Source organism: Streptomyces sp. AM25, assembly GCF_058146165.1.
This window is the reverse complement of the sequence record NZ_JBKIWN010000013.1, coordinates 1-12,494: the sequence shown is the minus strand read 5'-3', so window position 1 is coordinate 12,494 and position 12,494 is coordinate 1. Positions and strand designations below refer to the sequence as shown.

General features: G+C 66.5%; 14 protein-coding genes. 12 read left to right on the top strand and 2 right to left on the bottom strand.

The features are described from left to right. The first annotated feature begins 87 nt into the window (after positions 1–87). The 7 genes from ACLHRZ_RS18310 to ACLHRZ_RS18280 all read left to right on the top strand — a co-directional run bounded on the left by ACLHRZ_RS18310 (position 88) and on the right by ACLHRZ_RS18280 (position 6,544). A complete protein-coding gene (locus ACLHRZ_RS18310) occupies positions 88–1,077 on the top strand; it encodes a hypothetical protein (RefSeq protein WP_490419531.1) in 990 nt (329 codons plus the stop codon). A 250-nt stretch (positions 1,078–1,327) separates the two neighbouring features. Continuing rightward, a complete protein-coding gene (locus tag ACLHRZ_RS18305) occupies positions 1,328–1,996 on the top strand; it encodes a phenylacetate--CoA ligase family protein (RefSeq protein ID WP_490419530.1) in 669 nt (222 codons plus the stop codon). Then, on the top strand, positions 1,974–2,411 hold the full coding sequence (locus tag ACLHRZ_RS18300) for a hypothetical protein (RefSeq protein ID WP_490419529.1): 438 nt from the start codon (positions 1,974–1,976) through the stop codon (positions 2,409–2,411). The genes ACLHRZ_RS18305 and ACLHRZ_RS18300 overlap by 23 nt, the downstream gene beginning before the upstream one ends. 78 nt (positions 2,412–2,489) lie before the next feature. Beyond that, positions 2,490–2,750, top strand: coding sequence for a hypothetical protein (locus tag ACLHRZ_RS18295; protein WP_490419528.1), 261 nt, complete (start codon positions 2,490–2,492; stop codon positions 2,748–2,750). Between the two features lie 131 nt (positions 2,751–2,881). Continuing rightward, on the top strand, positions 2,882–3,163 hold the full coding sequence (locus ACLHRZ_RS18290; RefSeq protein ID WP_490419527.1) for a tail fiber domain-containing protein: 282 nt from the start codon (positions 2,882–2,884) through the stop codon (positions 3,161–3,163). Between the two features lie 581 nt (positions 3,164–3,744). Continuing rightward, entirely contained in the window at positions 3,745–5,196 is a 1,452-nt protein-coding gene (locus ACLHRZ_RS18285; protein WP_490419526.1) for a hypothetical protein, read from the top strand. A 265-nt stretch (positions 5,197–5,461) separates the two neighbouring features. After that, complete coding sequence (locus ACLHRZ_RS18280) at positions 5,462–6,544, top strand: GDSL-type esterase/lipase family protein (protein WP_490419525.1); 1,083 nt, start codon at positions 5,462–5,464, stop codon at positions 6,542–6,544. Positions 6,545–6,562: 18 nt separating this feature from the next. Here the strand turns inward: ACLHRZ_RS18280 and ACLHRZ_RS18275 are convergent, their stop codons facing one another. Continuing rightward, the gene (locus ACLHRZ_RS18275; RefSeq protein ID WP_490419524.1) at positions 6,563–7,135 is read right to left on the bottom strand and encodes a TetR/AcrR family transcriptional regulator; all 573 of its coding nucleotides are present in this window, start codon (positions 7,133–7,135) and stop codon (positions 6,563–6,565) included. 247 nt (positions 7,136–7,382) lie between these two features. Here ACLHRZ_RS18275 and ACLHRZ_RS18270 point away from each other — a divergent pair, with 247 nt between their 5' ends. From ACLHRZ_RS18270 to ACLHRZ_RS18250, 5 genes are all read left to right on the top strand, one after another. After that, entirely contained in the window at positions 7,383–8,429 is a 1,047-nt protein-coding gene (locus ACLHRZ_RS18270; RefSeq protein ID WP_490419523.1) for an agmatine deiminase family protein, read from the top strand. 309 nt (positions 8,430–8,738) lie between these two features. Next, the gene (locus tag ACLHRZ_RS18265; RefSeq protein ID WP_490419522.1) at positions 8,739–9,218 is read left to right on the top strand and encodes a carboxymuconolactone decarboxylase family protein; all 480 of its coding nucleotides are present in this window, start codon (positions 8,739–8,741) and stop codon (positions 9,216–9,218) included. A gap of 344 nt (positions 9,219–9,562) precedes the next feature. Then, complete coding sequence (locus tag ACLHRZ_RS18260) at positions 9,563–10,294, top strand: transposase family protein (protein ID WP_490419521.1); 732 nt, start codon at positions 9,563–9,565, stop codon at positions 10,292–10,294. Positions 10,295–10,319: 25 nt separating this feature from the next. Continuing rightward, positions 10,320–10,526: a hypothetical protein gene (locus ACLHRZ_RS18255; RefSeq protein ID WP_490419520.1), complete on the top strand. Its 207-nt coding sequence runs from the start codon at positions 10,320–10,322 to the stop codon at positions 10,524–10,526. Beyond that, positions 10,519–11,613: a response regulator gene (locus tag ACLHRZ_RS18250; protein WP_490419519.1), complete on the top strand. Its 1,095-nt coding sequence runs from the start codon at positions 10,519–10,521 to the stop codon at positions 11,611–11,613. Before ACLHRZ_RS18255 ends, ACLHRZ_RS18250 begins: the two co-directional genes overlap by 8 nt. Before the next feature lie 90 nt (positions 11,614–11,703). Here the strand turns inward: ACLHRZ_RS18250 and ACLHRZ_RS18245 are convergent, their stop codons facing one another. Further along, positions 11,704–12,324 (bottom strand): TetR/AcrR family transcriptional regulator, encoded by a 621-nt coding sequence (locus ACLHRZ_RS18245; protein WP_490419518.1) that lies wholly within the window; start codon positions 12,322–12,324, stop codon positions 11,704–11,706. Between the last annotated feature and the right edge of the window lie 170 nt (positions 12,325–12,494).

Genomic DNA, 12,494 nt, shown 5'->3' with positions numbered 1-12,494 from the left:
CCAGATCCGGCTTCCGCGGTTCCGGCGTCGGGCGGGGCGCCGGACAACGGCCCCCATCGTCGCGGTCTGACCTGAAAGGTCGCCTTCGTGAAGATACGGAAGTTTCTGAATTCCAAGCTGCGAGTTCGTGTTCTGCTGGGATCTGTTCTCGCGCTCGCGTCCAGCCTTGTCCTGCCTGCGGCCGCCCACGCAGATTCCTGGCCGTCGCAAAGCGAACTGGTGTCCCAGTGCGATGGGAGGGCCGACTGCACCTTCACCCCGAGCAAGGGAACCTTCACCAAGGGCGTTGCACCGCTTCACCAGGTGGGTGCGACTGCCTACAACTGCACCAAGGAGACGCAGGAGCACTCCGTCAACTGGCAGGAAACAGAGAGCACGAGTAACAGCATCAGCATCTCGGAATCCATCAGCGGGAAGATTGCCGGAGTCATCGACGAGCAGACGTCGGTTCAATATCAGCACGAATGGGGGAAGTCGACCTCGTTCGGAGAGACGGATAACCTGCACATTCCGGCCATGCAAGTGGGGTGGATCGAGTTCGGCCCGCCCACCATTGCGGTTCAGGGAGAGTTCAAGATTCGCTTCAAGGGAAGCGGTGACTTCTTTCAGGGGCACGCCAAGTGGCTTGTCCCTGGCTACGCCGGTACCGCCCCCGACCCCAAGGGGAATGGGAATGTCGTCTTCAAGTATCGCCCGATGACCGATGTCGAGATGCGCACTTACTGCAGCGGATCGGATGCCGATCGGGTGAAGACCGTCGAGGACTCCGGACCCGATTACAGGCTTCCGCTGCCCGAGAAAGCCCCCCTGCCGCCAGACCTGCGTGACGGTTACGCGGTATCCGATGGGAACACTCCGACCAACATCTACTACGTCAGTGGGTACTTCGCCCACAAGCCGAATTTCACCCAATGCGGGACCCTTGGTCCGGGAGTGCTGACAGACCGGCCGCAAAACAGTGTCAGCGGCCAAGGTGTCGGTGGCCCCCGCTACTCGCCGCTGCCCGGTCACTGGTGCAAGAGCAGCATGGGCACTTCCTGGGGGGGCATCGGTCAGGGACGGCGACGCAGACAGTGATCCTTGGTGGATCAGCCACCCCTCCGATTGACGTCTCCTGGAACAGATTGAGACGGGCGGCTCGTACGCCTGCCATCAGAAAATTTTCCAGAAACATCTGAAAGGGGTGGTCAGCGCTCTGCGTTGACCACCCTCTTCTCTCCGAAAACTGAGTACCTACATGCCTGTACAGTCCGTACGAGAAGCCGTTCGACACGCCCGCAGCCGGTCGCCCTACTACGCACGCCTCTACGACAGCCTGCCGCCGGACGTGGACGACCTCTCGGCGCTTCCCGTGGTGGATCACGCCTCTTTCTGGACAGCCAACACCCTTGCACGGAACGAGGTACTGACGGCCCCGTTGACCGAGGCCCTGGTGCTGAAGAGCGGTGGGACGACAGGATCTCCCAAGTTCTCGTGCTACACGCGTGAAGAATGGCGGGAGTTCGTCACTGCATACGGGCGCGGCATGGTCGACGCGGGCCTTCAGCCGGGGCACCGCGTAGTCAACACCTTCTACGCGGGGGAGCTCTATGCCAGCTTCCTGTTCACGCATACCTCGCTGTGGCACGCACCTGTTGACAACGTGCGGCTGCCCGTGAGTGGAAGTGCTTCACCGCAGTACATCGCTGCGACGATGAAGGAATTCGGCGCCCACGTGATCGTCGGCACCCCCACCAAGATGGCGCAGGTCGCCGAACATCTCGTAGCCGAGGACCGAACGCTGCCCCGGGTGGAGCTGCTGTTGTTCGCTGGGGAGATGTTCTTCGACGACCAACGGCCGCAGCTGGCCCAGGCATTCCCCAACGCCGACATCCGCTCGCTGGGGTGCTCGAGTGTCGACGCCGGTCTCCTCGGCTCCCCGGTACCCGGTGACGATCCGCTGGTGCATCGCATCTACGGCCCCGGGACCGTAGATGCAGCGCTACGAGACCGGTGACCTCGGCCGGTGGATACCCGGTATGTGTGCTTGTGGACGCAGAGCCCCTCGCTTCGAGCTGCTCGGCCACCACAGCGACGTCTTGCGGAGCGGCGCTTCCTTTATCAGCTACTGGGAAATCGCCCGTGTTGCCGATGAACAGGCGGGATACGCGGGCGAATTGCAGATGGTTCTTACCGGAGGGGAGAGGAATGAAGGTATAGTGATCAAGCTGGATGAGCGCCATGCCGCTGACCTGGCAGCGATGCGCAAGCTGTTCCTGGAGCACTGTCCAGAGCTCCGCACGGTGGTCGAGACACACCGGTCGGCGACTCTCGATGTACAGACCGTCGGAATCAGCGATTTCGAGCGCACGCCTACCAGCGGAAAGCTCCGCGCAGTCATCGACCGGCGGTGCCCCGGCACCGAGATCTGATCTCGCGCACGCTTCCGTATCGACCTTCTCTCACCGAGGCGACGTTCCCATCACCTCGTACTCCGAAAGGAATTACTCATGCCTGTCACCCTGCGCCGTCTGGCCACAGGCCTTCTCGCTGCCGCAGCCGGAGTCTCCGGTCTTGCCTACTTCGCCGGCCCCGCACATGCGTCCCCTGTCCCGGGCGGCGATGTCTGCGTGGCAGGTAGCGGCTGCGACTTCGGAAAGGCCGGCAGTGAGGCGGACGCCCGCGAGTTCCTGAAGCCCGGTGCGGACACCAACCCCAGCGACCGAGCGGTCAAGGATGCCATCGTGCCCGTCTCCTGGACGCGCCGTTGATCCGCGCTCTGTGGAGCCTCGTCCGGGGAGCGGCCGTTGGGGCCGCTCCCCGGCGGGCTCCCGCTGTCGTTCCGCGGCCTGTCCCGGCACAGCCGGTCAACTCGGCCACCACCGTTGCGTCCGGCTGCCCCGTGGTCAATGGCTACGAAGTCCTGGAAAAAGTGCGTGCCCTCCCCATCAGCACGTGGCGCTACCTGTGGGACGAGCCGCACGTATGTCACCTCGGCCCGATGTCCCAGGACTGGGCAGCAGCCTTTGGCCTCGGTGGCGATGAGAAGTCCATTGCCTGCGTCGATGCCAATGGCGTCGCGCTGGTGTGCGTCCAGGCGCTTGAGCGGCAACTCACCGAGCTCCGGGGCGAGGTGGTTTCACTGCGGGCCGAAGTCTTGCAGTTGAGAGGGATAGTGCCCTGACGCTGCTCCGGTGAGACGATGGCCTGGTGATGGGGCTGGCGCCGGCGTAGTCCTTGCGGGTCCTTCCTGAGGCCTATCGGGTGGGGTCGTTGCCGAACTCGGCCGACACCTGGGCGCCGGTGATCTCACCGATGCCAGGCGGCGAGGGGTGGGTCTCAATCCGGGTGCGCAAGAACAAGGCACCTCCACCTGCACTTTCATCGCGTCTATCTGCTCGTTCTAGGCACCGGATGTGCTGCAGTGCTCCTTGACGGCGGGCGCTGCCTCGGGTTGACCGCGTAGACCTGGTAGCCGGAGGTGCCGAAGGCATCCACCCACGAGCCCCGATCGGTCGTGGTGGACGGGGTGGAAGACACCGGTCGTCCCAGAGCGCCCAGCGCAGGCCCGAGGTCGGCGAACTCGCCGACATCCCTGTGTGGGTGTGTTCCCGTGCGGGCGGCGTGGACCTTCCGTCGGACTCTCCCTCGCCTCATGGGGCAGAGCAAATCAGCAGGAATGCGGATGTCGGTGTGGTCCGGACAGTCTCAGAATTGATGGTGCATCAGTTTTGTCAATTCTTCCTGTGCCACCTGGAGTTGTCCTTGACTTCCCTCATCAGAAGACTGGTCCCGTCGGCCGGAGCGGCCGCCGTCCTGCTGGCCTGTGTCCCCGTGGCGCATGCCGCGGCGCAGGAACGCGATACCGCGCAGCAGCGAATCGACGGTGCGATGGCCGGCGAACTGTGCGTCTACACCCGCAGGGACGAGCCCTTCGACCTGGACGCCGAAGCAATGAGCCTGCTGAAGAACGCTTTCGGGATGCCCGATGACGTCCTCCGCAGTGGCGACGTCCAGAAGATCTACCAGTGGGTCGACACCAAGTACGCAGGCGACCTGAAGAAGGCCCAGGAGGACTTCTTCAAGACTGCGACGCGGGACTTCGGAAGCGGTTCGTTCGGCCATACCTGGCTGGCCTACTTCCCGAACGACGGCAAGCGGTACGAGTCGTACGGCACGCACAACGACCACGACCCGGCCTTCCAGACCGACGCGAGCCCCTCGGACAATCCGGCCCGCGACCATGTGGCGAGGCTCTGCGTCCCCGTCGACCGGGCCCAGGAGACCGAGTGGAAGAAGGTGGGGGAGGAGGAGAGGAAGGCCGCCAACCCCTACACCTGGCGCGACAACTGTACGGAGTTCGCCGGCCGGACCTGGAACAGGATCATGGCGGTGGGCGCCGGCGGGCCCAAGCTGGGCTACGAGCAACAGCCCGTGGCGGGCAGCCTTGCCTCCACGATCTTCAAGACCCTGGGGGTGTCCGGCCTGGCGACGCCGGGACAGATCGGCCACGCCATCGGACTGGCGAACGGCGGCCAGGACCACCTGGTCTACAAGAAGCCCACCGAGGTCATCGCGGCGACACCGCTCCCGGGCCGGCCGGACGAGTTCGCCGTGATGACCAAGGATCGGGTCACCGCCCTTCGCTTCGACGGTTCTGATGACATCGAGCTCGGAGGCAGTCGTTCCCTTGCCCAGTTCAGCAAAGGCACGGCCTTCGACTCCTTCGACTCGATCGTCGGCTTCGGCGGCAAGCCCGTGAAGCCCGGCGGGAACGACTACACCTACTACGTTTTCAGCGGGGACAAGTACGCGTCGGTCGACGCCCATTTGTCCGGCACGAGCATCGAGCTCTCGCGGACCGGCAGTGTGCACAAGATCGGTGATGTGCCGGCCCTGAAGGGGCTGACGTCCGTGGACGCGGTCATGCCTGTCGACGCCGACACATTTGTCGTGTTCTCGGGGAGCACCTACCGCTACATCACTGTCAAGAACGGCGACTTGTCCGCGGCCGCCGCAGGCAAGAGCGGAACCCTGCCCCAGGGAGCCAAGGTCGATGCTGTGATCCCGCGGCCTGGGAGCAGCAGCGTTTGGATCTTCAGCGGCGGTGCGTACCAAAGCATCGGCCGACCCGATCCCACGCTCATCACGACCGGAGGAACCCCGGTCAACGAGCGCAACTGGCCGTCCCTATCCCGTTCCGGCCTCGCTTCCTGACCTCAGCAGGTTCTGAATCCCGGCCCTTTCGTCCATGAGAGAGGGCCAGGACCACACTGCCGTGCGCGCCGGCGCGGGGGGACGCCCGCGCCGGCCTCGCATCGTGTATTCGCAAGGAGAAACCAGTATGCGGCGTCGATTCCGCACACTCCTGAGTGCCATGGCACTCTCCGCAGGCATGACAATGTCGTGGACGGCGACAGCCGTTGCGGCGGATCCCGACCCTCAGGCCTTGGCCGAAGAGAGACCGGCCGCTGTCGTGTCCATGGGTGACAGTTTCATCTCCGGTGAAGCCGGCCGGTGGTACGGCAATGCCGCCCCCTGGTCGGCCGGGCACCGCTACGGAACGGACCGGGCCGCCGGTAACTGCTGGGACTGGATGAGCTGGTGCAGCCACGACCCCACACTGATCTACGGGGATTCGTACGGCAACGGTTGCAACCGTTCGGACACTGCCGAGATCATGAGTGCCGACATCGGCCCGGGAGTCCGGCGCATGAACCTCGCGTGCTCCGGAGCTGCGACCGACAACGTGATACGAGCCTCACAGGGCGGTACGCCTTTCAAGGGAGAAGAACCGCAGGCCGACCAACTCGCCCGCCTGGCAAGAACAAACGACATCAAACTCATCGTCCTTTCCATCGGCGGGAACGACCTCGGCTTCGCCGACATCATCCAGGACTGCGTCACGGGATTCACGGTGCCGACCGGGAACTGGCACTGCGGACCAGGACAGGAGAGCCGACTGGAGACAGGGCTGACCGAAGTCCGGCCCAAGGTCGCGAAGACCATCGACGACATCCGTGCCGTGATGAGCGAGGCAGGTCACCCGGACGACACTTATCGCCTGGTGCTGCAGTCCTACCCCTCGGTCATTCCCCGCGGGGAGGACAACCGGTATCCCGAGACGTACGCGCGCTTCAGCACGGGCGGCTGCCCCCTGTTCAACGACGACTCGACCTGGGCGCGTGAGAGCGTGGTTCCCCGTATCGCATCTGCGCTGAAGGCCGTGGCGGAGGACAAGAACGTCCAGTTCCTCGACCTTCAGGACGCCTTCGACGGTAAGGAGGTGTGCAGCAAGGGCACGGTCCAGGCGACACAGGAGAACACCCCCATCAACAGGCTTCCGGCCGACCGGGCCGAGTGGGTTCGGTTCCTCGTGGCCGCGGGCAGCCAGGGCGACCGGCAGGAGTCCGTCCATCCCAACGCGTACGGACAGCAGGCACTGGGCCGTTGCCTGTCGCTCCTGTGGAACGAACCGCACGGCAGCTTCGCCTGCCGCAACACCCGGGACGGGGGACCGCAGGACATGAGGCTCGAACCCGACGCCGACGAACCCCGGACCTGAGGGGTACAGGCCTTGAGGTCAGCGGCCGAGTTCCGCCGTGATCGCGCCGTGCAGGAGGTGTCGGGCGCGGTCCAGGGTGAGAGTGCCGCTGAGCCAGCGCTTGCTGAGGCCCTCGACGAGGGTGGTGAGGCGGTCGGCCGTGTCCTCGGGAGAGGCACCGGGAGCGGCGCGGCCGGCCTGCTGGGCGCGCTGGATCAGGTCGCTGACGTGGTCGTTCCAGCTTTCGGTGGTGCCCCGGAGGCGTTCGCGCAGTTCGGGCTGGAAGACGGCGCTGGAGCGCAATTCGCCCCAGGCAGTGCTGTTCTCGATGACCGCGGGGGCCTCCTGGAGTTCCAGGAGCAGCATTTCCTCCAGGTGCCCGCGGGGATCGGCGTCGGGGTCGGCGGTGGGGGTGGTGTACTGCTCGGCGCGGGTGTTGATGAAATCCAGGGTGTGCGCGAGCAGTCCTGCCCGGTCGCGGAAGTGGTAGTAGATCAGCGAGGTCGACACCCCGGCCTCTTCGGCGAGCTCTTCGACGCGTAGGCCTCTGATCCCCCGCTGCGCGATGACGCGTGCGGCGGCTTCGAGGATGGCGGTGCGGCGGGCGGACACGGCCTCGGTTCCTCCGAAATATGTAGGGGTGTGACTGCGTACCCATGTTACCTTCAGTTCCTGACTGAAATTTCAGTCAGGAACTCTGATCGTGCATACCAAGGACAGGAGCTGTGTCATGAGGACACCCAATCGCCGCGGGATACTCCGGGGTGCTGTCGCGGCCGCGGCGGCCGGTGCAGGGCTGTCGGCCTGTGCGCCGGGTCCGGTGAAGAATCAGGCCGGTGAGCAGGCAGGGGCAGGCAGGATGGATCTCCCCGGCCTGAAGCAGGCCGGGCTGGTCATGCCGGCGGAGACGCACGAGCACACCCGGACCTTCATGGCCTGGCCACCCGCGGACTCGGTGTGGAAGGACGCGACTGCCGACGTCCGGCGCGACGTCGCGGGTATCGCCCGCGCAATCGCCGGATTCGAGCCGTTGGTCATGCTGGCCGACCCGCACGACGGAGACGGAGTCCGGGAAGCCCGCCGGGCGTGCGGCGGCGGGGTCGAGGTGATCGAGGCAGACGTGGACGTCCTGTGGATGCGCGATTCAGGCCCCACCTTCGTCAGCAGCCCCAAGGGCCTTCAGGGCGTCGACCTGCACTTCAACGGATGGGGCGGCAAACAGCAGCACAAGCGCGACGCGCACGTCGCCCGTACCGTGCTGGAGTACGCCAAGGTTCCGCGTGTCGATGCGCCGCTGGTCGGGGAGGGCGGCTCACTCGAGATCGACGGGCACGGCACCCTCCTGGTCACCGAGAGCTCCCTGGTCAACGACAACCGCAACCCCGGGCTGAGCCGGGACGAGATCGAAAGCGGCCTGAAGCACTTGCTCGGCTCCAAGAAAGTGATCTGGGTCCAGGGGCTCAAGGGCCACGACATCACGGACTGCCACGTCGACGCCATGGCCCGCTTCGCCGAGGATGGCGACAGGAGCGTCGTCCTGCTCAGCCGCCCCTGGGACGGCGACGGTCCGAACGTCTGGACCCGGACCTACCACCAGGCCCGCGGTGTCCTCCAAACGGCAACAGACGCCCGGGGGAAGGGGTTCGAGCTCATCGACCTCCCCGAACCGGACCCCGCAGAGCTCGGTGATCGCGGCGATGACTTTCTCGGCTCCTATGCCAACTACTACATCGCCAACGATGCAGTCTTCGTCCCCCGCTTCGGTGACCGCAAGGCCGACGACAAGGCCGCCGTCCTCATCGGCGACCTCCACCCCGGCCGGAAAGTCGTCCAACTGGAGATCCACACCATTGCCGAAGGCGGTGGCGGTATCCACTGCGCCACTCAGCAGCAGCCGAAGATCTGACTCTTCCCGCGCTGCCTCGATATCGAGTTGTATACCCCCTTGAGGAGGATCCTTCCGAACCAACTCCCTTGGCTCGTTGTCCGTTTCTGCGTTCTTGCGGCGAAGGCTCCCTGCGTAAAGGTCGTACAGTTGAACCGGATGGCGTTGTCATGCCGGGCCGAATTATCTGTGACGTACCGCGCAAGCCGACCTGAGAACACCGACCGTGCGGGGGCAGAGGAGACGCACGTCACATTCACCCATGTCACAACGTGCCGGGCCCGCTCCGTCCTGGTTGTGTAGCCAACGACATCGGCAGAGGAGCACACCATGAATGCCAACGCCCGTTTGAACATCTTCGCCAGCCCGACCGCAGGCAAGGTCGTCAAGTACCTCGCCTCGGCAGGCAAGGCGGTCTCGGACTCGGACCTGCCGGCCGCGACGCAGGAGCTCGTGAAGATCCGTGCCAGCCAGATCAACGGCTGTGGCTTCTGCCTCGACATGCACACCAAGGAGGCCGCCGCGGCCGGTGAGACCTCGACGCGTCTTCACCTGGTGGCGGCGTGGAGGGAGGCCACGGTCTTCACCGACGCCGAGCGTGCCGCGCTGGAGCTGACGGAGGAGGGCACCCGCCTCGCCGATGCGGCCGGCGGCGTCACGGACGAGGTCTGGGCGAACGCCGCCAAGCACTACGACGAGGAGCAGCTCACCGCCCTGGTGTCCCTGATCGCCCTCATCAACGCCTACAACCGGCTGAACGTCATCGTCCAGCAGCCCGCAGGCGACTACCGGCCCGGCCAGTTCGCATAACTGCGCACAACTCCGCACAGTCCGGCCGGGCAACGCCTGCCAACACCCGGCAACGGAAGCCCGTGTTGCCGATTGGTCACTCGCCTGGCGCAACGCCTTCGCTTCCCACCATTCTGTGGCTCACCTTCTGGCGACCGGACCGGGGTGCCGTTCCGGCCCCGGTCCGACCAGGAAGGTTATTCAAAAGTCTGTGGATCTTGGGGTGTTGATCGTTGGATACAAGATCGGTCCCCTCGGCGTACCGTACGGGGTGTTGAGGCCTGTGCGGACGCTCGGGGGGACCGATGTGCTTCCACCGTACTACCGGGCTGAGCCCGCATCAGCTGGATCTGCTCATCGGGAGGGTGCAACGCCGACTCCCGGACTGGGACCGGGCGCTCGGGCGGCCGCACGTGCTGCCGTTGTGGAAAGCGGTCGTCCTGCTGTGCTTTCTCCTGCGGCGCGATGCGGTGCAGGAGATGGCCGGTGAGCTGTTCGGCTGCTCGCAGCCGACGGTCTCCCGCTACGCGTCCGAGCTGCGGCCGGTGGTGCGGGACAGCCTGAAGCAGCTGAGGTTCGGCATCGCCCGGCTGCCCCGGGGCGAGCCGGTCCTGGTGGACGGGTTCCTGGCCCCGTGCTGGGACTGGAGAGCCGCTGAGCGGCTGTTCTCCGCCAAGCATCGCCGTGCCGGCCACAACATCCAGGTGGTCTCGGATCTGTGCGGGCGCCTCCGATTCGTCGGCAGGCCCCTGCCCGGGGCCCGCCACGACGCCCACGCCTACACCGCCTCCGGGGCGGAGACCGCCGTCGGCAGACATCCCGGCCTCGGCGACAAGGGCTACCAGGGCAGCCGCCTGTTGACTCCGTACAAGAAGCCCCTGCACCGCCCGCTCACACCGGTGGAGAAGGACTGCAACAAGGCCCACTCCTCCGTCCGCTCCGCGGTCGAGCGCTGCATCGGCCACCTCGAGAACTGGAAGATCCTCTCCGAGAACTACCGCGGCCCCCTCGACCGCTTCCCCGAAACCCTCGACACCGTCGTCCAGCTCGAACTCCTCCGCACCTGGACCCCACCAACATCAACTACTTCTGAATAACCTTCCAGGTGACGAAAGAGGAGCCATGGACCGTTCGCTGCTGTCGACGAGAGCGACGCTGGTGCTGTTACTCGCAGTGCTGGCCGGAACGGCAGTCGGTCTGCTGTCGGGGCTCGCGGGGGGCGGGACGGCGCGCTGTGCGCTGTGCGGGTTCGCCGCCGCGGGCGGGGCCCTGCCGGTGGTCAACCAGGTGATCGCTCCCGACCGTAGCGGCGGCGACGACCATGGGTGAACTCAGGCCGTTGGCTCCGGAACTCACGCCGGAATCCCGGGCGCTGGCGCTGGCGCTGCGGGAGCTGTTCGAGGGCCTCGAAGTGTCGGTGCGCCGCTACGCGGCACGGCGCGTCCGCGATGCCGGCACCTTCTCCCGTTACCTCAACGGCACCCGCGTCCCGCCGTGGGAAATGGTGATGGACCTGCTCACCGACGTTGCCGAGCACCGTGGCACGGCCGCGACGCCCGAGGCCGTCGAGCTCGTCCGCCGCCTGCACCGGGCCGCCGTCGAGACCGGTGCCTCCCCGCGCCACGCCGTCGAGGTCCTTGAGCAGCAACTCGCAGAAGCCGACCGGGTGTCGCGGCGCTCCACCGCGCGGGGTGACGCCCTGGGGGACGCGCTGCTGGACCGCAAGCACCGCATCGCGGACCTGGAGGTCCGCCTGAGCCAGCTCGAAGCGGAGTGGAGCGCGGAGCGGGAGCGGGTCGACCGCCTGGCTGCCGCCAACCCCGACGTCACCGAGCTTCTGCACGAGCGCGACGTGCTCCAGGGCGAAGTCGCCCGGCTGTCGGCCGACTTGCATGCTGCGCAGAAGCAGAGCGAGGACGCCGAGGAGCGGTGCGCCCTGCTCGAACGCCAGCTGCAGGCCGTCGAGGAGGCCCGGCAGACCGCCGGTGCCCTGCCGAGGGCGGCGCCGCAGGCCATGCCCAAGGTCCTCGTCGTCGACGACCAGTCCGACAACCTGCTGGCCATGACCGCCGTACTGGCCACGCTCGACCAGGAGTTGGTGGCGGTCTCGTCCGGTCAGGAGGCGCTCAAGGCGCTGCTCGACCACGACGACTTCGCCGTGATCATCATGGACGTCCAGATGCCGGACATGGACGGCTACGAGACCGCCGCCCACATCAAACGCCGCCCCCGCAACCGTGACGTCCCCATCATCTTCCTCACCGCCATGGGCGCGGACCCCGAACACTCCGCCCGGGGGTACGCCGCGGGCGCCGTCGACTACATCGGCAAACCGTTCGACCCGTGGGTGCTGCGGGCCAAGGTCGCGGTCTTCACGGGCATTTACCTGGAGCGGCGGCTCGCCGGTGACCGATAGGGCCGGCAACGGCCCCACGGAGGTGCAGTGCGTCGGCTGCGGGCTCGTCGCGGCTGGTCGCGCAGTTCCCCGCGCCCCTTTGGGGCGCGATCACGCACCGTCGTCCCCGTCCGGACGGACTCCCGGCGCCCCCGCCCGTAGCCCGGCCGTGACGAGGTCGAAGAGGCGCTGGGCGCGCTCGTGTGCGTCGTCGTGCGTGCTGATGTGCCACAGTCCGGCTATGGCGAGCAGGAAGTCGTCGGGGGTCACGCCGGGGCGGATGGTGCCGGCCGACTCGTTGGCCTCCAGGAGGAGTTCGACGGCGTCCGTGACCGGTGCGTGGCCCCAGCGTGCCGGAGTGGCGGGTGCGCAGGTGGCCTCGCGCATCGCGTCGGCCAGGCCCGCCTTGGCCGACGCGTACTGGGCGAGGCGGTCGAGCCACTCCCGCAGGGCCTGTTCGGGCGGGCGGGTGTCGAGCAGGTGGCGGGCGGCCTCGAAAACCTGTTGCACCTCGAAGCGGTAGACCTCGAGGATGAGTGCTTCACGGTCGGGGAAGTTCCGGTAGAAGGTGCCCTGTCCGACGCCCGCCTTCCTGGCGATCGTGCTGAGGGCGACGGCGGGCGAGCGGGTCAGCTCGGCCAGGGCCGCTTCCAGGATGCGTTCGCGGTTGCGCAGGGCATCCGAACGCCGGGGCAGGGGCTCCTCGTTGTGCTGTGCCGCCCTCGTCTGCACGTGTTTCCCTCGCCCTCGGTTCGTTCCGGTCCGGCCACCCTTGCTGAGCGGACAACTGTCCGCTAACTTCGGGGGCTCGGACAATTTTTCCGGACAACCGTCCGCTTGAGTTCACTCTAAGGGTTGTCCCGTAACTGCTGGTCACGGGTGAGATGATCTTGATGTGGCTG

Bases quoted from the DNA above. Each gene is read 5' to 3' on its own strand.
- ACLHRZ_RS18300 (WP_490419529.1), top strand. From the start codon at position 1,974: ATGCAGCGCTACGAGACCGGTGACCTCGGCCGGTGGATACCCGGTATG.
- ACLHRZ_RS18295 (WP_490419528.1), top strand. From the start codon at position 2,490: ATGCCTGTCACCCTGCGCCGTCTGGCCACAGGCCTTCTCGCTGCCGCA.
- ACLHRZ_RS18280 (WP_490419525.1), top strand. From the start codon at position 5,462: ATGGGTGACAGTTTCATCTCCGGTGAAGCCGGCCGGTGGTACGGCAAT.
- ACLHRZ_RS18270 (WP_490419523.1), top strand. From the start codon at position 7,383: ATGGATCTCCCCGGCCTGAAGCAGGCCGGGCTGGTCATGCCGGCGGAG.
- ACLHRZ_RS18265 (WP_490419522.1), top strand. From the start codon at position 8,739: ATGAATGCCAACGCCCGTTTGAACATCTTCGCCAGCCCGACCGCAGGC.
- ACLHRZ_RS18255 (WP_490419520.1), top strand. From the start codon at position 10,320: ATGGACCGTTCGCTGCTGTCGACGAGAGCGACGCTGGTGCTGTTACTC.
- ACLHRZ_RS18250 (WP_490419519.1), top strand. From the start codon at position 10,519: ATGGGTGAACTCAGGCCGTTGGCTCCGGAACTCACGCCGGAATCCCGG.